Source organism: Micromonospora sp. NPDC047465 (assembly GCF_040643125.1).
In the GTDB taxonomy this organism is placed as follows: domain Bacteria; phylum Actinomycetota; class Actinomycetes; order Mycobacteriales; family Micromonosporaceae; genus Micromonospora.
Genome location: NZ_JBEYTP010000014.1, coordinates 99,270 through 118,858, shown reverse-complemented (window position 1 = coordinate 118,858; position 19,589 = coordinate 99,270). Strand labels below are relative to the sequence as shown.

Sequence of the window (19,589 nt, the reverse complement as noted above, 5' to 3'; positions counted from 1 at the left end):
GCTCAATCGCCGTCACCGTGACGGCCGGATCCTCGTCCGGCGCGGCCACCCGCCTCCGCCGTCGCGCCGTCAGCCCGGCCGCGCCGCGTCCAGGGCCGCGCGGACCAGGGCGAGCGCCGCCGACGGCGGCACCCCCAACCGGGCGGCCTCGGCGGCGTAGTCGGCCGCCACCCGCTGCAACCGGTCCAGCGCATCATCGCGGCCAGGTGCGACGAAAGTGCCGTGCCGGCCCCGGGTCTCCAGCAGGCCGGCCGCCTCCAGCTCCCGGTAGGCCCGGGCCACCGTGTTGACCGCCAGCCCGAGGTCCGCCGCGAACTGCCGCACCGTCGGCAGCCGGGTGCCGACCGCCAGCCGGCCCGTCCCGATCAGCTCCGCGAGCTGCCCGCGCACCTGCTCGTACGGCGGCACCGCCGAGCCCGGGTCCACCGAGATCCGCACGCCCGCTCCCCCGTTCATCCGGCCCCGCCGGGGGCGCCGGGATCCGTGTCCGCGTCGAGGTCGGCCGGCGGCGGGCTCTCCGCCAGGTCCACCACCCGGCCGCGCCGGCTCGTCGCGGCGAGCGCCGCGCCGAAGAGCACCAGTTGGTTGAGCAGGTAGAGGTAGAGCAACAGCCCCACCGCGCCCGCCACCACCGTGTACGCCGGATTGCGCTCGGTGCGCACGACGTAGTAGCGCCCGACGGTGTTCAGCAGCGTGATGCCGACCGCGACGAGCAGCACCACCGGGCGCAGCCGGACCCGGCTCATCCGCAACCTCGGCACCGCCACCAGCAGCAGGGTGGCCAGCACCGCGTTGACCAGCACGCTGAGCACCGCGCTGACCGTGGTCAGGCCGACCGAGCCGGTGCTGCGCAGCAGGAAGCGCAGCAGCGACTCCAGCGCGTCCACCGCCGCCACCGAGACGCCGAGCAGCACGAAGACGACGAGCAGCACGCCCAGGTCGACCAGGCGGCGCACCACCAGGTTGCCGGGCTGCTGGTTGAGCCCGTACATCAGCCGCTGTGAGGAGCGGATGGCCTCCACCCAGCCGATGCCGGTCAGGACGAGGATGATCAGGCCGACCACCCCGACCGTGCCGCTGCTCTCGGCGATCTGCACCGGGTCGAGGAACGGCAGGTTCTCCCGCAGGAAGCCGGCGGCGGCGGCGCTGACCTCGTCGTTGTCCTCCAGGATGGCCCCGAAGATCGAGTACGCGACCAGCGCGAGCGCGAACACCGCGAAGAAGCCGTAGTAGGCGATCGCCGCGGCCAGCCGCCCGCCCAGCACCTCGGCGTAGAGCGCGCCGGCCCGCCACAGGTGGTCGACGACACCGGACCGGCGGCGCGCGGCGCTGATCCGGCGGTCGACGCCCGCCTCGATGCGGCCCCACACGTTCACGCCGTCATCCTCGCCGATCTATCGCCGTCACGGGGGCAACCTGCCGCCGGCCCTAGCCCGCCGGCGCGTCACCCGGTCGGCGTCGTCGCCCCGGCCGCCCCGACGCGCCGGCCGGACGGGGTCAGCCGCCCAGCCGGAAGTCCCGGCGCGGCTGCCACCGGGTCTGCCCGCTGTGCGAGAAGAGGGTGAACGCCTCCACCTCGAACATCGCGGAGAAGTCGGCCAGGTCCTCGTACGCCTTGTCCAGCGCCTCCGGCGCGACGTCCTGCGCGACGGTGACGTGCGGGTGGTACGGGAAGCGCGCCTCGCGGCGCAGCTCCGGGGCGGCGCTGATCGCGGCGGCGAGCAGCTCGCACTCGCTGATCCCGGCCGCCACCGCCACGAAGACCACCTGGGTCACCGGCCGGAACGTGCCGGTGCCCCGCAGGTGCAGCGTGAAGGGCAGGTGGGCGGCGGCGACCGTGGTGAGGTGCCGCTCCACCGTCGGCAGCGCCGCCACCGGGATCTCGGTCGGCCCGAGCAGGGTCACGTGCGCGGGCACGACCTGGGGGTCGCCGGCCTCGACCCGGCGTCGGGTGAGCGTGCCGCCCCACGGCTCCGGGATGTCCACCGCGATGCCGATCTGGATGGTGTCACCGGCGTCCGGCGCCCCGTCCCTGCGATCCACGCTCCGCGCCATCCCTCCGGCCACCGACCCGTCCACCCTCACCCGTCGCGCCGCGGCGCTACTCGCCGCGCACCGGCGGGAAGAAGCCCACCCGCTCGTACGCGGTTCGCAGCGTCGCCGCGGCGACCGCCCGGGCCTTCTCCGCGCCGGCGGCGAGCAGCTTGTCCAGCTGCGCCGGGTCGTCGAGGTAGGTCCGGGTGCGCTCCTGGATCGGCGTGACGAACTCCCGCACCACCTCGGCGAGGTCCTTCTTCAGGTCGCCGTAGCCCTTGCCGGCGTACGCGGCCACCAGGTCGTCGATGCTCCGCCCGGTGAGGGCGGAGTAGATGGTGAGCAGGTTGGAGACGCCCGGCTTGGTCTCGGCGTCGAAGACGATCTCCCGGCCGGTGTCGGTGACCGCCGAGCGGATCTTCTTGGCCGAGCGGGCCGGGTCCTCCAGCAGGTCGATGATGCCGGCGGGCGAGGACGACGACTTCGACATCTTCGCCGTCGGGTCCTGCAGGTCGGTGATCTTCGCGGTGTCCTTGACGATGTGCGGCGCGGGAACGGTGAAGGTCTGCCCGAACAGCGAGTTGAACCGCTGGGCCAGGTCGCGGGAGAGTTCCAGGTGCTGGCGCTGGTCCTCGCCCACCGGCACGGCGTGGGCCTGGTAGAGCAGGATGTCGGCGGCCTGGAGGATCGGGTAGGTGAACAGGCCGACGCTGGCCCGCTCGCCGCCCTGCTTCTGCGACTTGTCCTTGAACTGGGTCATCCGGCTCGCCTCGCCGAACCCGGTGATGCAGCCCAGGACCCAGGCGAGCATCGGGTGCTCGGGCACCTGCGACTGCACGAACAGCGTGCTGCGCTCCGGGTCGAGACCCACGGCGAACAACTGCGCGGCGGCCAGCCGGGAACGCTGCGTGAGCACCTTCGGGTCGTGGCCGGCGGTGATCGCGTGCAGGTCGACCACGCAGTAGTACGCGTCGTGGGTGTCCTGCAGGGCCACCCAGTGCCGCACCGCGCCCAGGTAGTTGCCGAGGTGGAACGAGTCGGCCGTCGGCTGGATGCCGGAGAAGACGCGGGGGCGGGCGGGAACGTCGGACATGCCGGCAATTCTGTCAGCAACGCCTGGCGTACGTCATGACGGGCCGGCGGGTCGGCTCGGACCCACCGGCGCCGGAGCGGTGACCTCGCGCCGGGGTTCCGGCACGCGCACGGCAGCGACGGTGAGCCGGGCCACCCGGCGGCCCTCCAGCGTGTGTACCCGCAGCAGCCAGCCGCCGGGCGGGTCGTCGGCTGCCGGGCCGCCGGCCACCGGCACCTCGTCACCGACGACCGGGAGCCGGCCGAGCGCCGCCATCACGAAGCCGCCCACCGTCTCGTACGGCCCCGGGGGCAGGGTCACCCCGGTGCGCTCGGCGAAGTCGGCGAGGTTGAGCCGGCCGTCCACCACGGCGGGCAGGCCGGCGTGCACCGGGTCGGGGGCGGTGTCGTACTCGTCGTGGATCTCCCCGATCAGCTCCTCGATCAGGTCCTCCAGGGTGACGATGCCGGCGGTGCCGCCGTACTCGTCGACCACCACGGCGAGGTGGTGGCGCTCCCGGCGCATCTCGCTGAGCGCGGCGAGCACCCGCTTGCTGCCGGGCAGCCGCTTCACCTCCCGGGTCAGCTCGCCGACGGTGGTGCAGGGGTCGAGGTCGGGGCGTAGCAGCACGTCGCGCAGGTGCACGAAGCCGACCACGTCGTCGTGGGTGCCGTCGACGACCGGGTAGCGGGTGTGCGTCTCGGCCCGGACCAGCCGCTCCGCCTCGGCGATGGTCAGCCGGGCGGAGAGGAAGACCACCTCGGTGCGGGGCATCATCACCTCGCGGACCAGGCTCGCGCCGGCGACCAGCACCTCGTCGATGATCCGGCGCTCGACCGGGTCGAGCAGGGTGTTGGCGGCGACCAGGTCGCGCAGCTCCGCCTCGCTGATCCGCTCCCGGCCGGCCGCGGGGCTGGCGCCGAGCAGGGCCGTCACCGCGCGGGTGGCGCCGTCGGCGGCGCGGACCACGATCCGGGCGACGGCCCGGGCCAGCGGGCCCGGCTCGCGGCGCGGTCGCGTCCGGGCGCGTCGACGCGGCCCGGGACCACCCGCTTCCCGCATGACAGTGATGGTAGACAGCGCCGGGCCGTCGGGTGCGCCATGTTCGCCTCTGTTCGAACATGAGAGTTCGTGGTGGAATGGCGGGGCGTCGATGGAGCGCGGAAGCACGGCGACCGGCCGTAGGGTGATCACGACATGGCCGCGACGCGGCGGCCGGGCGGGAGGAGACCGACGTGAAACTGCTCGTCACCGGGGGCGCCGGCTTCATCGGCAGCGTGGTGACCCGGATGCTGCTCGACGCCGGCCACCAGGTGGTCGTCCTCGACGACCTGCGCACCGGCCACCGGGAGGCGCTCGCCCCCGACGCCACCCACGTCGACGCCGGCCTCCACGACGCCGCCCGGGTGCTCACCCCGGAGGCGGGCTTCGACGGCGTGCTGCACTTCGCCGCCCTCATCGCCGCCGGCGAGTCGATGGTGAGGCCGGAGCTCTACTGGCACACCAACACCGTCGGTTCGCTCGCCCTGATCGACGCCGCCCGGGCCGCACGCGTGCCCCGGCTGGTCTTCTCCTCCACCGCCGCCGTCTACGGCAACCCCACCGAGCTGCCGATCCCGGAGACCGCGGTCAAGGCCCCCACCAACACCTACGGGGCCACCAAGCTCGCCGTCGACATGGCGCTCACCTCCGAGGCGGTCGCGCACGGCCTGGCCGCCGTGTCGCTGCGCTACTTCAACGTGGCCGGGGCGCACCTCGACGGCGACGTCGCGCTCGGCGAGCGGCACGACCCGGAGACCCACCTGATCCCGATCGCGCTCGAGGTGGCCGCCGGGCGCCGGGAGAAGCTCCAGCTCTTCGGCGACGACTACCCCACCGTCGACGGCACCTGCGTGCGCGACTACATCCACGTCGCCGACCTGGCCCGCGCCCACCTGCTCGCGCTCGGCGCGGCCACCGCCGGCCAGCACCGGATCTACAACCTGGGCAACGGCAACGGCTTCACCAACCGCCAGGTCGTCGACGTGGTCCGCGAGGTCACCGGGCACCCGGTGCCCGTCGAGGTGGCCCCCCGCCGCGAGGGCGACCCCGCCGAGCTGGTCGCCTCGTCCGCGCTGGCCCGCGAGGAGCTGGGCTGGGTGCCGCAGAAGCCGACCCTGCACGACATGGTGGGCGACGCCTGGGCCTTCTACCGCACGCACCTCGTGGCGCCGCGGTGACCGACGACGTCGCGGCCCGCGCCACCGCCGGCTTCCGTTCGGCGTACGCCGAGCCGCCCGCCGGCCGCTGGGCGGCTCCCGGCCGGGCCAACCTGATCGGCGAGCACACCGACTACAACGACGGCTTCGTGCTGCCCTTCGCCCTGCCGCTGCGCACGGTGGCCGCCGCCGCGCCGCAGCCCGGCGAACGCTGGACGGTCTGGTCCGAGCTGTCCGGCGAGACGATCGCCTTCGACGCCGACGAGGTCGCCGGGCCGGGCCGGGTCACCGGCTGGGGCGCGTACGTGGCCGGGGTGGTCTGGGCGCTGCGGGAGGCGGGGCACGCCGTGCCCGGCGCCCGGCTGGCGATCGCCTCCGACGTGCCGCTGGGCTCGGGGCTCTCCTCCTCGGCGGCGCTGGAGGCCGCCGTGCTGGCCGCCCTGGTCGACCTGGGCGGGCTGGACCTGCCCGCCGACCGGCAGCCCCGGCTGGCCCAGCGCGCCGAGAACGGCTACGTCGGCGCGCCGACCGGGATCATGGACCAGTCGGCGGTGATCCGCTGCCGCGCCGGGCACGCGCTCTTCCTGGACTGCCGCGACGAGTCCGTCGAACACATCCCGTTCGACCTGGACACGTCCGGCCTGGCCCTGCTGGTGGTCGACAGCCGGGCCCCGCACCGGCACGCCGACGGCGAGTACGCCGCCCGCCGCAGGTCCTGCGAGGCGGCGGCCGGGCTGCTCGGCGTCGCGGCGCTGCGGGACGTCCCCACCGACGGGCTGGCCGACGCGCTGGCCCGGCTCGACGACGCCGAGACCCGCCGCCGGGTGCGGCATGTGGTGACCGAGGACCAGCGTGTCCTCGACACCGTCGCCCTGCTGCGCGCCGGCAAGGTACGCGAGATCGGCCCGCTGCTGACCGCCTCGCACGCCTCGATGCGCGACGACTTCAAGATCACGGTGCCGGAGGTCGACACGGCGGTCGAGGCGGCCCTGTCGGCCGGCGCCCTGGGGGCACGGATGACCGGCGGCGGCTTCGGCGGCTGCGTCCTCGCCCTGGTCGACGCGGAGCGTGCCGACGCGGTCGCCGCCGCCGTCACGGCCGCGTACGGCGAACGCGGCTTCGCCGCGCCCGGCCACGTCACCGTGCTGCCCGGGCCGGGAGCGACCCGGCTGGACTGACTGCGCGGCTCGACCATCCGGTCAGGACGATCGGTAGGGTGTGGCGTCGACCGGATCGTCCCGGAACGGGAGGCGACGTGAGCGATGCCGGAACGGTCGCGCAGGAGCGCGCCCAGGCGCTGAGCCGCGTCGGACGGCACGCCGAGGCGGCGCAGGTGCTGCGCGGCGCGCTGGCCGAGCAACCCCAGCACGCCGGGTTGCTGCTCCACCTGGCCCGCTGTCACCGGTCGACGGGCCAGCTGGCGGAGGCCATGCGCCTGGTGGACCAGGCCCTCGGCGTCGCCCGCGCCCAGGAGCACCTGCTCGCGGAGAAGGCCCGGATCCTGCTGGCGGCCGGGCACCCCGGCCACGCGGCGGCCGCCGCCCGACGCGCCCTGGAGCTGGCGCCGCGGTCCTGGGAGGCCCACGCGCTGTTCGCGGAGGCGCTGCTGGCCCTCGGCAACCCCACCCGCGTCGTGGTCGCCCGCCGGCACGCCGACACCGCGCGGGAGATCCGCCACGACATCCCCGACGTCCACCTGCTGGACGCCCGGATCCACCTGCGGATGGGCCGGCTCCGGGCGGCCCGGGAGGCATGCCGGCAGGCCCTCGTCCTGGACCCGGCGTACGAGCCGGCGCTGGCCCTGCTGGCGCGGATGGAAGCCTCGCGGGACCGGGTCGGCCGGGCCGCCCGGGGGTTCACCGACGCCCTGGCCGCCAACCCGCACGCGCGGGGGGCCGCCGCGGCGCACGAGGCCGTCGCGGTGGCCCTGTGCTGGCGCCTGTTCGACGCGGCGGCACTGGCCGGCATCGGCCACTGGGCGCTCTTCGCGCTGGTCGACGGCGGGCGGCCCGAGCGGCTCGCCGCCGCCCTGGCGCTCCTGGCGGTCGTCGCCGGGTCGGCCCTGCCGGCCTGGCGGCGGCAGCCGCCGGCGGTCCGCCTCCAACTGCGCCGCCAGCTCGGCTCGACGTCCGTCGTGCTCTGCCTGGCGCTCACCGCGGCGGCACTCGGCGGGCTGGTGGTCAACGGCCTCGCCCCGGCGAGGGACACCCCTGCCGGCGGGGTGGCCGCGCTGCTGCTGATGCCGGCCGGCGCTGTCTTCGCCTTCCGCGCCTGGCGGCAGCTCACGCGCCGGGCCGTCCCGGTGGTCCGCTGGATCGGCTACCGGATCTGGACGCGCCTCGTGGCCCGCGCGACCGCACGGGCCACGGCCGCCGGCGCGGCCGGTGCCACGGAGAGCGCGGCCAGCCCGGCGGCCGGCGTGGTCAGCGCGGCGGACGGCGGGCGGGCGTCGGCGCCCGCCCGTCGATGAGGCTCACTGCGCCTCGACGATCATCCCCGCGCCGACCGTACGGTTGGTGGTCTCGTCGATGATGACGAACCCGCCGGTGGTGCGGTTGCGGCGGTACTCGTCCGCGAGCAGCGGTACGGTGGTGCGCAGCCGCACCCGGCCGATCTCGTTGAGCCTCAGCTCGCCGGCCGAGTCGTCCCGGTGCAGCGAGTTGATGTCCAGCCGGTAGTGCAGGCCGCGCACGATGGCCCGCGCCGAGCGGGTCGTGTGCTTGACGGCGTACTTGCCGCCGACCTGGAGCGGGCGGGTCTCGTCCATCCAGCAGACCATCGCCTCGATGTCCTGGGCCACCGCCGGGGCGTTGTTCGGCCGGCAGATCATGTCGCCCCGCGAGATGTCGATCTCGTCTTCGAGGCGTACGGTCACCGACATCGGCGGGAACGCCTCCGCGACCGGCCCGTCGGCGGTCTCCACGGCGGAGATCCGGCTGGTGAAGCCGGACGGCAGCACCATCACCTCGTCACCCGGCTTGAGCACACCGGAGGCGACCTGGCCGGCGTAGCCCCGGTAGTCGGTCACGGTGGTGGACTGCGGCCGGATCACGTACTGCACCGGGAACCGGACGTCGACCAGGTTGCGGTCGCTGGCGATGTGCACCCGCTCCAGGTGGTGCAGCAGCGACGGCCCCTCGTACCAGAGCATGTTCTCCGACCGGCTGACGATGTTGTCGCCCTTGAGCGCGGAGATCGGCACCACGGTCAGGTCGGGGGCGTCGAGCTTCGCGGCGAACGCCGTGAACTCGTCCGCGATCCGCTCGAAGACCTCCTGCGAGTAGTCGACCAGGTCCATCTTGTTGACGCAGAGGACCAGGTGCGGCACCCGCAGCAGCGAGCAGAGGAACGCGTGCCGGCGGGACTGCTCGACCAGGCCCTTGCGGGCGTCCACCAGGATCAGCGCCAGGTCGGCCGTCGACGCCCCGGTGACCATGTTGCGGGTGTACTGGATGTGCCCGGGGGTGTCGGCGATGATGAACTTCCGCCGCGGCGTGGCGAAGTAGCGGTACGCCACGTCGATGGTGATGCCCTGCTCCCGCTCGGCCCGCAGGCCGTCGGTGAGCAGCGCCAGGTTGGTGTACTCGTCGCCGCGCGCCGCGCTGACCGCCTCCACGGCGGCGAGCTGGTCGGTGAAGAGCGACTTGGTGTCGTAGAGCAGCCGCCCGATCAGGGTCGACTTGCCGTCGTCCACGCTGCCGGCGGTCGCGAAGCGCAGCAGGTCCATGGGGCGACCGGCCGTCTCGGTGGTCGCCGGAGCGACGGTCTCGGTGGTCATCAGAAGTAGCCCTCCCGCTTGCGGTCCTCCATGGCGGCCTCGCTGACCCGGTCGTCGCCGCGGGTCGCGCCGCGCTCGGTGATCCGGGTGGCGGCGACCTCCTCGATGACCTTCTCCACCGTGTCGGCGTCGGAGCGGACGGCCGCGGTGCAGGAGGCGTCGCCCACCGTCCGGTAGCGCACCCGCGCCTTGAACCGCTCCTCGCCCTCCCGGGGGCGGAAGAACTCGTTGACCGCGTAGAGCATCCCGTCCCGCTCGATCACCTCGCGCTCGTGCGCGTAGTAGATCGACGGCAGGACGATCCGCTCGCGGGCGATGTAGTGCCACACGTCCAGCTCGGTCCAGTTGGACAGCGGGAAGACCCGGATCGACTCGCCCGGGTGGTGCCGGCCGTTGTAGAGCGTCCACAGCTCGGGACGCTGGTTCTTCGGGTCCCACTGGCCGAACTCGTCGCGGAAGCTGAACACCCGCTCCTTGGCGCGGGCCTTCTCCTCGTCGCGGCGGGCGCCGCCGAAGAGCGCGTCGAAGCGGTGCTTCTCCACCGCATCCAGCAGCACCGGCGTCTGGATCCGGTTGCGCATCCCGTCGGCCGACTCGCGGACCAGGCCGCTGGCCAGGGCCTCCGGCACGCTCGCCACCACCAGTTGCAGCCCCAGCTCCGCGACCCGCTGATCCCGGTATTCCAGGACCTCCGGGAAGTTGTGGCCGGTGTCCACGTGCATCACCGGGAACGGGATGTTGGCCGGGGCGAACGCCTTCTGGGCCAGCCGGAGCATGACGATCGAGTCCTTGCCGCCGGAGAAGAGCAGCACCGGCCGCTCCATCTCGGCGACCACCTCGCGCATCACGAAGATGCTCTCGGCCTCCAGCGCGTCGAGGTGGGACACCTGGTAGGCGGCGGGGGCGGTCATGACACGGGCTCGCTTCGGTCGAATCCGCTCATCTTATTCCAGACCTTTCCGGTCGGGCATGCCAAGAAGTGCCGCTCAGGCTACCCGGAATGACGCTCCAGCGCTGCAAGCAACCGACTGGCGAGATCCTTGCGACAGACCAGCAGGTCCGGCAGACGCGGATCCGCCTCGTTGTATCTCAGCGCAGAACCGTCGATCCGGGAAGCGTGCAGCCCGGTGGCCGTCGCCACAGCCACCGGCGCCGCCGAATCCCACTCGTACTGCCCGCCCGCGTGGATGTAGGCGTCCACCTCACCGGTCACCACCGCGGCGATCTTCGCCCCGGCCGAGCCCATCGGCACCAGGTGCGCCCCGACGTCCTCCGCCAGGTCGGTCAGGAACACCGGCGGCCGGCTCCGGCTCGCCGCCAGGCGGATCGTCCGCCCACCGGGCGCGGTCGCCGCCTCCACCGTCATCGGCGGGTACGCCGGCGGATAGTCCGTGCCCAGCACCCGGTGCTGCGCCGGCAACCCCACCGCCCCCGCGACCAGGCCGTGCGGCGTCGGCGCGGTACGCGCCCAGAGCGCCACGTGCACCGCCCAGTCCGACCGGCCCTCCTCGGCGAACTCCCGGGTGCCGTCCAGCGGGTCGACGATCCACACCCGGTCCGCGGTCAGCCGGGACACCGCCCCGGCGTTCACCTCCGCCGCCCAGGCCAGGCGCGACCCCTCGTCCTCCTCGGAGAGCACCGCGTCACCCGGCCGCCACTTCGCCAGCTCGGTGCGGATCAGGTCGTGCGAGACCTTGTCACCCGCCGACTTCAGCGCGCCCGCGTCCGCAAAGCCCATCTCGGCCCGCAGCGCGAGCAGCGCCTGGCCGGCCCGGGCCGCCAGCCACCGGGCGAACGCGCCGTCGATCATCGGAGGACTGCCCATGACTCTGCTCCCGTCGCCTCGCCACGCTCCGCGCCGGCACGCCGAGCCGCGTCGCCGGTGCGCCACGCCGAAAGGCGAAGACTACCGGCTCACCGCGGGCGATCCGACGCTCACACCCCGTGGTACAGGTTCTGCGTCGGCTCCACGCCCCTGGTGATCACCGACTCCACCACGTCCGCCGCCCGGTCCACCAGGAACTCCAGTTCCTTGCGCTCGGCCGCGCTGAAATCCGACAGTACGTAGTCCGCCGGATCCTGCCGCCCCGGCGGCCGGCCGATGCCGAACCGCACCCGGACGTACTCCTTGGTGCCCAGCGACTTCGACATCGACCGCAGGCCGTTGTGCCCGCCCTCGCCGCCGCCGCACTTCACCCGCATCTGGCCGTAGCCGATGTCCAGCTCGTCGTGCACGGCGATCACCCGGCCAGGCGGCACCTTGTGGAACTGGGCCAGGCCGGCCACTGGCCCGCCGGAGAGGTTCATGTAGGTCAGCGGCTTGACCAGCACCAGCTTCGGCCCACCGAGCCCGAGCCGCCCCTCGGCGACCTCCGCCACCGCCCGCTTGTGCCGGCCGAACCTCGCGCCGAGCCTACCCGCCAGCAGGTCGGCCACCATGAAGCCGACGTTGTGCCGGTTGCCGGCGTACTCCCGACCGGGGTTGCCCAGGCCGACCACCAGCCACGGCCCCGTCTCGTCCGTCACGCCCGTCCCTCCCGCTGCTCGCCCTCACCCACCTGCCGGGCACCGATACGCCGACAGGCGCCCCCGACCGCGCGGGGACGCCTGTGGCAACGATGCGGACCGATCAGGCCTCGGTCTTCGCCTCGGCGGTCTCCTCGCCCTCGGCGGCCGGAGCCTCGGCGGCCTCGGCGGTCTCCTCGCCGACCTCGGCCTCGGCCTCCTCGGCGGCCTCCTCGACCTCGGGGAGGGTGGCCTCGAGCTGCTCGGCGGTCGGCGCGGCGGTCACCGCGGCGACCGGCAGCTCCGGGTCGGCGACCAGCTCGACGCCGGCCGGCAGCTCCACGTCGCCGGCGGTGATCTGGGTGCCGGCCTCGGCGCCCTCGATCGACGCCTCCAGGTGGTCCGGCACCTTGGTGGCGTCGGCGGTCACCGAGAGGGTGTCGTGGTCGTGCACGATCAGGGTGTCCTTCGCGGCCTCACCGGTCAGCTGGACCGGGACCTCGACGGTGACCTTCTCGCCCCGGCGGACCAGCAGCAGGTCCACGTGCTCGAAGGTGTCCTTGATCGGGTCGCGCTGGATCGCCTTCGGCAGCGCCAGCACCTGGGTGCCGTCGCTGACCTCGATCGCGAAGAGCTGGTTGGCGCCGCCCTTGCGGATCGCGGCCGCGAACTCACGGGCCGGCAGCGCGATGTGCTTCGGCTTCTCGCCGTGGCCGTACAGCACGGCGGGCACCTTGCCGGCCCGGCGGGTACGACGGGCACCACCCTTGCCGAACTCGGTACGGGGCTCGGCGCTGATCTTTACCTCGGACACGGGGAAACTCCTGATGCTTCGCTGCGGCGGCTTGTCGACTGGCGGTGCTGGGGCGAGGGGCTCGCTGGGGCTCATGCGTCGAGAACGACTGCCCGGAGCACCGCGTCGATGACGGTGCCTCCGTGCGGCGCTTGTCAGCGGCCCGCCGGGCACCCTCGCCGTGGCAACCGCACCAGTCTACCCGAGCTGATTCCGCGCTTTCCGGCAGTCCCCTTATCACCGTTCCCGCCGACCCGCAGGGGCGACGCGGACGCCGGGCCGGGGGACCGCCCCCGCCCGGCTCACGCGTCAGGTGGTCAGCTCAGGCCACCGAAGAGGGTGGTCACCGAGCCGTCGTCGAACACCTCGCGGATCGCCCGCGCCAGCAGCGGCGCGATCGACAGCACGGTGAGCTTGTCGAGCTGCTTCTCCGGCGGCAGCGGCAGCGTGTTGGTCACCACGACCTCGCTGATCGGGCTGTTCTTCAGCCGCTCGGTCGCCGGGTCGGAGAGCAGGGCGTGGGTGGAAGCGACGATCACGTCGGCGGCGCCGGACTCCCGGAGGATGTCCGCCGCCTTGCAGATCGTGCCGCCCGTGTCGATCATGTCGTCGACGATCAGGCAGACCCGCCCCTCGACCTCGCCGACCACGCGGTTCGCCACCACCTGGTTCGGCTTCAACGGGTCCCGGGTCTTGTGGATGAAGGCCAGCGGGCAGCCGCCCAACCGGTCGGTCCACCGCTCCGCCACCCGCACCCGGCCCGAGTCCGGCGCGACCACCGTCATCGGGCGGCCGGCGTACTTGTGCTGGACGTACTCGGCCAGGATGTCCATCGCGAACAGGTGGTCGACCGGGCCGTCGAAGAAGCCCTGGATCTGCGCGGTGTGCAGGTCGACGGTGAGGATGCGGTTGGCCCCGGCCGTCTTCAACAGGTCCGCGATCAGGCGCGCCGAGATCGGCTCCCGGCCACGGTGCTTCTTGTCCTGCCGGGCGTACGGGTAGAACGGCAGGACCACGGTGATCCGCTTGGCCGAACCGCGCTTCAGCGCGTCGATCATGATCAGGGTCTCCATGACCCAGGTGTTGACCCCGTGCGTCACGGACTGCACCACGAAGGCGTCCGAACCGCGCACCGAGTCCTTGTACCGTACGAAGATCTCACCGTTGGCGAAGTCGTACGCGTCGGCCGGCGTCGGCGCGACGCCGAGCACCTCACCGATCTCCTTGGCCAACTCCGGAAAGCCACGTCCGGAAAAAAGCATCAGGCTCTTGCGGTTTTCGGCGACGATGCTGCCCATGGGCCCGTCTGCTCCCGTTGGTCGGTGGTACCCGGCACGGTGGTGGTGGGCCGGGGACTATTCGGTTGCAGTATCCCCCGCGCCGGACGCCGGGCTGACCGCCTCGGCATCCCCGTGGATTGCCTCACCTTCACTTGCCCCGAAAGCGCGCGCCGACGCACCCTCGTCGGCCCGACCAGCGCCGCCGGCCCGCTCGGCCGCCGCGGCGGAGACCGTGCCGGCCCGCTTGCGGGCCACCCAGCCGTCGATGCTGCGCTGCGGCGCCCGGGTCACCCCGAGCGCGCCGGGCGGCACGTCCTGGGTGATCGCGCTGCCCGCCGCCACGTACGCCCCCGCGCCCACCTCGACCGGCGCGATCAGGCTGGTGTCGCAGCCGATGAAGGCGGCCTCGCCGACCGTCGTACGGTGCTTGTTCACCCCGTCGTAGTTCACGAAGATCGTCGCCGCGCCGATGTTGGCCTTCGCGCCGATCGTCGCGTCCCCCACGTACGACAGGTGCGGCACCTTCGCGCCCGCGCCCACCTCGGAGTTCTTCACCTCGACGAACGTGCCCACCTTGGCCTTCTCCGCCAGCCGGGCGTCCGGCCGCAGGTACGCGTACGGCCCGACGGTGGCGCCCGGACCGACCTCGGCGCCCACCGCGTGGCTGCGCAGCACGGTGGCGCCCGGGCCGACCACGGTGTCGATCAGCGTCACGTCCGGCCCCACGACCGCGCCGGTGCCGACCACCGTGCCGCCGCGCAGCTGGGTGTTCTGGTCGACCACCGCGTCCCGGTCCAGGGCGACCGTCACGTCGATCCACGTGGTGTCCGGGTCGAGCAGGCTGACCCCGGTCCGCATCCAGGCCTCGTTGACCCGGTCGCGCAGCAGGCGGCGCAGCGCGGCCAACTCGACCCGGTCGTTGCAGCCCAGCGTCTCGACATGGTCGGCAGCGACGTGCACCGCCACCGGCTCGCCGGCCGAGACCAGCAGGCCGAAGACGTCCGTCAGGTACTCCTCGCCCTGGTCGTTGTCGGTCGACAGCTTGCCGAGCGCGTCGCGCAGCCGGGCCGCGTCGAACGCGTAGATGCCGGCGTTGATCTCCCGGATCGCGCGCTGCGCCGGGGTGGCGTCCCGCTCCTCGACGATCTGCTCCAGTCGCCCGTCGGCGTCCCGCACGATCCGGCCCAGGCCGGTCGGGTCGGGCACCTCCGCGGCGAGCACGGTCGCCGCCGCGCCCACACCCTCGTGCGCCTCGACGAGCGCGGCCACCGTCTCCGGGCGGAGCAGCGGCACATCGCCGTTGATCACCACCACGGTGCCCGTCGCGTCCGGCGCGGCGTCCAGGGCGATCCGGACGGCGTGCCCGGTGCCGAGTTGCTCGGCCTGGAGCACCGGCGTGGCCTGGGGGGCGATCTCCGCCAGGTGCGCGCGGACCTGGTCGGCGCCGTGACCCACCACGACCACCGTGCGGTCGGCGGCCAGCGGCGCGGCCGCGGCGAGCACGTGGCCGACGAGGGTACGACCGAGCAGCGGGTGCAGCACCTTGGGCAGCGCCGACTTCATCCGCTTGCCCTCCCCGGCGGCGAGCACGACAACGGTGCGGAGGTGGGGCTGGGACACGACGTGGGCTCCCGTCGGGACGGCGGACACTCTCGCGGCCATGCTAACCAGACAGTGGGCCGACGTCTGGCACGGCCGCACGAATGCCGGTAGATACGGTTTGAGCTGGGGTGCCTGGATTCGAACCAGGAGCTCAAGGCTCCAAAGGCCTGCGGGTTGCCGTTACCCCACACCCCAATGAATGTCAAGCTTCACGAACCGTCAATTTCCGTTACTGCCGCCCGTGATCCGGAACAGCTCGGCGATCATACCTTCGATCCGCCAGTAGAGTTCGCGACTGCGCGGCACGGTGATCACCAAACAGCCACGATAGTCATCACCGGTGTTGCGGCGCACCGTCACCGCCCGGTGTTTCTTGAGACTGGCGGGCCGGAAGCGCTCGACCGGCAGATCGAGCTCCCGCGCCCACCAGGTCACGGCGGCCTCGGCGTCGGCCGTCTCGTGGATGCTGACGCGATAGCCGGGGACGTCTCGGCCGATCCCGCACACCTCCAGGAAGCGCAGGAAACGCGCGAGCAGGCCCGGATCGCTGTTGACGAACTGGAGGCGGTCGTCCCGCCGCCACGGCTTCGACTTGGTCCCCTCGCACCAGTAGATCGCCGCGCCGAGGAGGAGGAGATCCCGTTCGTCGAGGGACCCCACCACGCCCGCCGCCCGCGCCCGTTCCGCGGCCTGGGCGGCGTCCCGGGCCTCGCGGTGCGCCGCCCACCGCGCCTCGGACATCAGCGCCGAATGCTCCCTCCGCCGCTCGGCGACCGCCTCGTCCGCGTCCAGCGGCAGGTGCCTGACCCACTGGTACGCGGTGGACTTGGCCACGCCGAGCTGCCGGGCGATGTCGTTGACCGATCGCCCCTCGGCGCGCAACTCCACCGCTGCGGACCTGAGGTCGTCCTTGGCGCGCGGCCGACGCGTCCGCTCCGGCGGCGGGACGCCCCGCAGCAACTCGTGCACCCGGTTACGGCCAAGGCCGGTGCGCGCCCGGATCTCGCGGACGGAGAGCTGTTCGACGGTGCGCAGCCGACGCACCTCGGCGGCGAGGAAATCGGTCACGAGCAGCACGCTAGAACACGCGTACGACAGACCGGGGCATTCATGTTCGGCGCTGTCCGCTGCGCTCGCCGGGAACCTAAGTTACGGTGACGTAGGCGTAAGTTCGTGATCTCCCGTCCCTCTGCTGCGAGGTGCCATGTCCACCACCACCCTCCTCGAGCCCGCCGCCGCCGGCCCCAAACCCCTCACCCAGGGCAGCCAGTCCCGAGGCATCCTCGTCGCCCTCTGGGCGTTCGTGGTGGTCCCCTTCCTGGCCCTCGTCGCCGCCGTACCGGTCGCCTGGGGCGGCTGGCTGAGCTGGACCGACGTGGCCGTGACCGCGGTCTGGTACGCGATCTCGGGGCTGGGCATCACCGTCGGCTACCACCGGTACTTCACGCACGGCTCGTTCAAGGCCAAGCGGTGGCTGCGGGTGGCGCTGGCGGTCTCGGGCTCGCTGGCGGTGCAGGGCGAGATCATCCAGTGGGTGGCCGACCACCGGCGCCATCACGCCTTCTCCGACCTCGACGGCGACCCGCACTCGCCCTGGCGGTTCGGGGAGAACGTCCGTGGCCTGGTCAAGGGCCTGTTCCACGCGCACGTCGGCTGGCTCTTCGGCCGGGAGTTGTCCAACCGGAGGCGGTTCGCCCCGGACCTGCTCGCCGACCGCGACATCAACCGGGTGGACCGGCTCTTCCCGCTGCTGGTGACCGTCTCGGTGCTCGGGCCCGCGCTGACGGGCGGCCTGCTCACCTGGTCGTGGCAGGGCGCGCTGACCGCTCTCTTCTGGGGCGGCCTCGTCCGCATCGCGCTGCTGCACCACGTGACCTGGTCGATCAACTCGGTGTGCCACGTCTACGGTGAGCGGCCGTTCGCGATGCGCCAGGGCGACCGGGCGTCGAACTTCTGGCCGCTGGCGATCCTGTCGCTCGGCGAGAGCTGGCACAACCTGCACCACGCCGACCCGACCAGCGCCCGACACGGCGTACTGCGGGGCCAGGTGGACATCTCGGCCCGGGTGATCTGGCTGTTCGAGAAGGTCGGCGCGGCCTGGGACGTGCGGTGGCCGAAGCCCGAACGCATCGCGGCGAAGCTCGTCAAGCCGGTCACCTAGCGGTAAACCGGGCGGTGCCGGGGAAGGTTACCTGGCAGTATGGCCGGGTGACCGAGCACAGCGGGGGCAACGACGGACGGCCCGGCACCATGGGAGCCGGGCCCGGCGGGGATACGGTCGGACGGCGCGGCAGCGCCACCGGACCGGCCGACGGTGGGGCGACCAGATGAGCCAGCACACCGGCGGCTCCATCCCACGACAGGGCGTCACCGAGCGCCGGCGGAGTGACGACATGGCGGATGCCCCTGGCAGTGACGGCAGCACCGGCAGGCGGCGAGCGGCCCCCGCCGGCAAGCCCTCCGCACGGGTACGCATGTCGGCCGCCCAGCGCCGCGAGCAGTTGATCTCGACCGCCCGGCAGATCTTCGCCGAGCGCGGTTTCGACGCCACCTCGATAGAGGAGGTGGCGGCCCGCGCGAAGGTCTCCAAGCCGGTGGTCTACGAGCACTTCGGCGGCAAGGAGGGGCTCTACGCGGTGGTGGTGGACCGGGAGGTCCGGGCCCTGCTGGAACGGATCACCACGGCCCTGACCGCCGGCCACCCGCGGGAGCTGCTGGAGCAGGCGGCGATGGCCCTGCTGACGTATATCGAGGAGGAGACCAGCGGCTTCCGGGTGCTGGTGCGCGAGTCGCCGGTGCTGTCGGCGACGGGCAACTTCAGCAGCGTGATGAACGACGTGGCGCACCAGGTGGAGCACATCCTGGGCGCGGAGTTCTCCAGCCGCGGGTACGACCCGAAGCTGGCCGAGCTCTACTCGCAGGCGCTGGTGGGCATGGTGGCGCTGACGGGCCGCTGGTGGCTGGAGGTGCGCAAGCCGCGGAAGGAGACGGTGGCGGCGCACCTGGTCAACCTGGCCTGGAACGGGCTGTCGCACCTGGAGGCCAAGCCGGGCCTGATCACGGTGCGGGGGCGCTGAGTCCGCCGCCGGTCAGCGGGTGTGCGCCTCGGAGACGGGGTGGTGGCGGTGGCGCCGCTCCTCCGCGGCGTGCTCGTCGGTGCCGACCTTGTCGTACAGGCCGGTGCCGAGCAGGAGGAGGCCGAAGAACATCGACACGATGACGGTGGACATCGAGAAGTTGAGGAAGTTGGCCTCGGTCTGGAGCACGGCCATCATGAGGATGCTGGTCACCAGGAAGACGACTCCGGCGGTCAGGTTCATGTAGTGGCCGAGGTTGCCGCGCCGTGAGGCGCCGATGATCAGCACGATTCCGAAGATCACCGAGACCAGCGAGAACGCCAGGTTGGTGCGGAGCCCGAGGACCCAGGTGTCGCCCCGGTCGAAGAGTGGTTCGCCCAGCGTCTGGATGGTGCCCCAGATCCCGAAGACCAGGATGTAGAGCCCGACCAGCCCGGCGAGGACCCGGTAGATCGGCCGCGCCGGGTGGTTTACCGGAAAGTGGAGCATGACCCCTCCGCCCGAGTAGCGACAATCACCCGATTGTCACCCGGGCAGAAGGCCGATGTCCGGCAAAACGCCCGAAGGCAACATTCGACAGAGGCAGAACCACGAAGGTCCCACCCCACCGGCCGCAGGGCCGGGATGGAGCGGGACCAGGTCGGTTGTCGCCGGAGCCCGACCCGCGGAGGGATCAAGCCTGACCGCCCGGAGCGGGGCGGGCTCCGGCGACAACCCGGAGAGCAACCAACAACCACTCAGAGCACGAGGCGGGCCTTCTGCCAGGCCTCCTGCTCCTCTTCGGTGCCGACCTTGCCGTACATGCCGGCCGTCAGCAGGACCAGGCTGACCACCATCAGCACGATGACGGTGATGATGCTGAAGTTGAAGATGTTGGCCTCGGTCTGGATGAAGGCGAGACCGGCGAGGCTGATCACCATGATGGCGTACGCCATCCACTGGTTGATCATGACGTCGATGTTGCGACCGATCACGGTGCCGGCCAGCACCGCCGCCCCGAGCAGGGCGGTGAGCAGCGAGAAGCCGAGGTTCGTGCCCTGGCCGAGGACCTGGGTGTCATCCTGGGCGAGGACCTCGTTGCCGGCGCTCGCGATGATGCCGAGCACGCCGAAGGCCACCAGGTACAGACCGGTCAGCCCGCCGATCGCCCGGTAGACCGGCCGCGCGGGGTGGTTGACGGGGGTGTGGGCCATGTCTGTGTCTCCAACGCCGTTCGGGTGAGGGGTCGCGGACGATTGTCCCGCACGCGG

Annotated in this window: 20 protein-coding genes and 1 tRNA gene; 5 read left to right on the top strand and 16 right to left on the bottom strand. The window is 72.8% G+C overall.

Annotated elements, in window-relative coordinates:
* Positions 1–69: 69 nt before the first annotated feature.
* The 5 genes from ABZ793_RS15625 to ABZ793_RS15605 all read right to left on the bottom strand — a co-directional run bounded on the left by ABZ793_RS15625 (position 70) and on the right by ABZ793_RS15605 (position 4,168).
* Positions 70–456 carry a GntR family transcriptional regulator gene (locus ABZ793_RS15625; RefSeq protein ID WP_357457292.1) on the bottom strand — a complete coding sequence of 129 codons (387 nt, stop codon included), beginning with the start codon at positions 454–456 and terminating at the stop codon, positions 70–72.
* A complete protein-coding gene (locus ABZ793_RS15620) occupies positions 453–1,376 on the bottom strand; it encodes a YhjD/YihY/BrkB family envelope integrity protein (RefSeq protein ID WP_357457290.1) in 924 nt (307 codons plus the stop codon). Before ABZ793_RS15620 ends, ABZ793_RS15625 begins: the two co-directional genes overlap by 4 nt.
* A 121-nt stretch (positions 1,377–1,497) precedes the next feature.
* A complete protein-coding gene (locus ABZ793_RS15615; protein WP_357457351.1) occupies positions 1,498–2,055 on the bottom strand; it encodes a 2'-5' RNA ligase family protein in 558 nt (185 codons plus the stop codon).
* Between the two features lie 46 nt (positions 2,056–2,101).
* The gene (trpS, locus tag ABZ793_RS15610) at positions 2,102–3,127 is read right to left on the bottom strand and encodes a tryptophan--tRNA ligase (protein ID WP_357457288.1); all 1,026 of its coding nucleotides are present in this window, start codon (positions 3,125–3,127) and stop codon (positions 2,102–2,104) included.
* A gap of 33 nt (positions 3,128–3,160) precedes the next feature.
* Positions 3,161–4,168 (bottom strand): hemolysin family protein, encoded by a 1,008-nt coding sequence (locus ABZ793_RS15605; protein WP_357457286.1) that lies wholly within the window; start codon positions 4,166–4,168, stop codon positions 3,161–3,163.
* A 173-nt stretch (positions 4,169–4,341) separates the two neighbouring features.
* Here ABZ793_RS15605 and galE point away from each other — a divergent pair, with 173 nt between their 5' ends.
* The 3 genes from galE (at position 4,342) to ABZ793_RS15590 (ending at position 7,774) form a co-directional block, all read left to right on the top strand.
* Entirely contained in the window at positions 4,342–5,325 is a 984-nt protein-coding gene (gene galE / locus ABZ793_RS15600; protein ID WP_357457283.1) for a UDP-glucose 4-epimerase GalE, read from the top strand.
* Entirely contained in the window at positions 5,322–6,482 is a 1,161-nt protein-coding gene (gene galK / locus ABZ793_RS15595; RefSeq protein ID WP_357457281.1) for a galactokinase, read from the top strand. Before galE ends, galK begins: the two co-directional genes overlap by 4 nt.
* A 77-nt stretch (positions 6,483–6,559) precedes the next feature.
* Positions 6,560–7,774: a tetratricopeptide repeat protein gene (locus ABZ793_RS15590; RefSeq protein ID WP_357457279.1), complete on the top strand. Its 1,215-nt coding sequence runs from the start codon at positions 6,560–6,562 to the stop codon at positions 7,772–7,774.
* Between the two features lie 3 nt (positions 7,775–7,777).
* On the opposite strand, the gene ABZ793_RS15585 is transcribed toward ABZ793_RS15590, so the two are convergent.
* From ABZ793_RS15585 to ABZ793_RS15545, 9 genes are all read right to left on the bottom strand, one after another.
* Positions 7,778–9,082: a GTP-binding protein gene (locus ABZ793_RS15585; RefSeq protein WP_357457277.1), complete on the bottom strand. Its 1,305-nt coding sequence runs from the start codon at positions 9,080–9,082 to the stop codon at positions 7,778–7,780.
* The gene (gene cysD / locus ABZ793_RS15580) at positions 9,082–9,993 is read right to left on the bottom strand and encodes a sulfate adenylyltransferase subunit CysD (RefSeq protein ID WP_357457275.1); all 912 of its coding nucleotides are present in this window, start codon (positions 9,991–9,993) and stop codon (positions 9,082–9,084) included. The genes ABZ793_RS15585 and cysD overlap by 1 nt, the downstream gene beginning before the upstream one ends.
* Positions 9,994–10,073: 80 nt before the next feature.
* Positions 10,074–10,907 carry an inositol monophosphatase family protein gene (locus ABZ793_RS15575; protein ID WP_357457273.1) on the bottom strand — a complete coding sequence of 278 codons (834 nt, stop codon included), beginning with the start codon at positions 10,905–10,907 and terminating at the stop codon, positions 10,074–10,076.
* 110 nt (positions 10,908–11,017) lie between these two features.
* Positions 11,018–11,608, bottom strand: a complete 591-nt coding sequence (gene pth / locus ABZ793_RS15570) for an aminoacyl-tRNA hydrolase (protein WP_357457271.1) — start codon at positions 11,606–11,608, stop codon at positions 11,018–11,020.
* Between the two features lie 103 nt (positions 11,609–11,711).
* Positions 11,712–12,401: a 50S ribosomal protein L25/general stress protein Ctc gene (locus tag ABZ793_RS15565; RefSeq protein ID WP_357457269.1), complete on the bottom strand. Its 690-nt coding sequence runs from the start codon at positions 12,399–12,401 to the stop codon at positions 11,712–11,714.
* Between the two features lie 296 nt (positions 12,402–12,697).
* Positions 12,698–13,678, bottom strand: coding sequence for a ribose-phosphate diphosphokinase (locus tag ABZ793_RS15560; RefSeq protein WP_350712050.1), 981 nt, complete (start codon positions 13,676–13,678; stop codon positions 12,698–12,700).
* Between the two features lie 57 nt (positions 13,679–13,735).
* Positions 13,736–15,322, bottom strand: a complete 1,587-nt coding sequence (gene glmU / locus ABZ793_RS15555; protein ID WP_357457267.1) for a bifunctional UDP-N-acetylglucosamine diphosphorylase/glucosamine-1-phosphate N-acetyltransferase GlmU — start codon at positions 15,320–15,322, stop codon at positions 13,736–13,738.
* Between the two features lie 63 nt (positions 15,323–15,385).
* Positions 15,386–15,457, bottom strand: a tRNA-Gln gene (locus tag ABZ793_RS15550).
* 24 nt (positions 15,458–15,481) lie between these two features.
* Complete coding sequence (locus tag ABZ793_RS15545; protein ID WP_357457265.1) at positions 15,482–16,330, bottom strand: helix-turn-helix domain-containing protein; 849 nt, start codon at positions 16,328–16,330, stop codon at positions 15,482–15,484.
* A gap of 136 nt (positions 16,331–16,466) precedes the next feature.
* On the opposite strand from ABZ793_RS15545, the gene ABZ793_RS15540 reads away from it, so the two are divergent.
* Both ABZ793_RS15540 and ABZ793_RS15535 read left to right on the top strand, forming a co-directional pair.
* A complete protein-coding gene (locus ABZ793_RS15540) occupies positions 16,467–17,423 on the top strand; it encodes an acyl-CoA desaturase (RefSeq protein WP_357457263.1) in 957 nt (318 codons plus the stop codon).
* Between the two features lie 232 nt (positions 17,424–17,655).
* Positions 17,656–18,339 (top strand): TetR/AcrR family transcriptional regulator, encoded by a 684-nt coding sequence (locus ABZ793_RS15535; protein WP_357457349.1) that lies wholly within the window; start codon positions 17,656–17,658, stop codon positions 18,337–18,339.
* A gap of 12 nt (positions 18,340–18,351) precedes the next feature.
* Here ABZ793_RS15535 and ABZ793_RS15530 read toward each other — a convergent pair whose 3' ends face one another.
* Together ABZ793_RS15530 and ABZ793_RS15525 are read right to left on the bottom strand one after the other, a co-directional pair.
* Entirely contained in the window at positions 18,352–18,828 is a 477-nt protein-coding gene (locus ABZ793_RS15530) for a DUF4383 domain-containing protein (protein WP_357457261.1), read from the bottom strand.
* A 248-nt stretch (positions 18,829–19,076) separates the two neighbouring features.
* Positions 19,077–19,532 (bottom strand): DUF4383 domain-containing protein, encoded by a 456-nt coding sequence (locus tag ABZ793_RS15525; protein WP_357457259.1) that lies wholly within the window; start codon positions 19,530–19,532, stop codon positions 19,077–19,079.
* Positions 19,533–19,589: the final 57 nt, after the last annotated feature.

Bases quoted from the DNA above. Each gene is read 5' to 3' on its own strand.
- ABZ793_RS15605 (WP_357457286.1), bottom strand. From the start codon at position 4,168: ATGCGGGAAGCGGGTGGTCCCGGGCCGCGTCGACGCGCCCGGACGCGA.
- ABZ793_RS15560 (WP_350712050.1), bottom strand. From the start codon at position 13,678: ATGGGCAGCATCGTCGCCGAAAACCGCAAGAGCCTGATGCTTTTTTCC.
- ABZ793_RS15575 (WP_357457273.1), bottom strand. From the start codon at position 10,907: ATGGGCAGTCCTCCGATGATCGACGGCGCGTTCGCCCGGTGGCTGGCG.
- ABZ793_RS15585 (WP_357457277.1), bottom strand. From the start codon at position 9,082: ATGACCACCGAGACCGTCGCTCCGGCGACCACCGAGACGGCCGGTCGC.
- ABZ793_RS15540 (WP_357457263.1), top strand. From the start codon at position 16,467: ATGTCCACCACCACCCTCCTCGAGCCCGCCGCCGCCGGCCCCAAACCC.
- ABZ793_RS15535 (WP_357457349.1), top strand. From the start codon at position 17,656: ATGGCGGATGCCCCTGGCAGTGACGGCAGCACCGGCAGGCGGCGAGCG.
- ABZ793_RS15530 (WP_357457261.1), bottom strand. From the start codon at position 18,828: ATGCTCCACTTTCCGGTAAACCACCCGGCGCGGCCGATCTACCGGGTC.
- cysD (WP_357457275.1), bottom strand. From the start codon at position 9,993: ATGACCGCCCCCGCCGCCTACCAGGTGTCCCACCTCGACGCGCTGGAG.
- trpS (WP_357457288.1), bottom strand. From the start codon at position 3,127: ATGTCCGACGTTCCCGCCCGCCCCCGCGTCTTCTCCGGCATCCAGCCG.
- ABZ793_RS15525 (WP_357457259.1), bottom strand. From the start codon at position 19,532: ATGGCCCACACCCCCGTCAACCACCCCGCGCGGCCGGTCTACCGGGCG.
- ABZ793_RS15615 (WP_357457351.1), bottom strand. From the start codon at position 2,055: ATGGCGCGGAGCGTGGATCGCAGGGACGGGGCGCCGGACGCCGGTGAC.
- glmU (WP_357457267.1), bottom strand. From the start codon at position 15,322: ATGGCCGCGAGAGTGTCCGCCGTCCCGACGGGAGCCCACGTCGTGTCC.
- ABZ793_RS15625 (WP_357457292.1), bottom strand. From the start codon at position 456: ATGAACGGGGGAGCGGGCGTGCGGATCTCGGTGGACCCGGGCTCGGCG.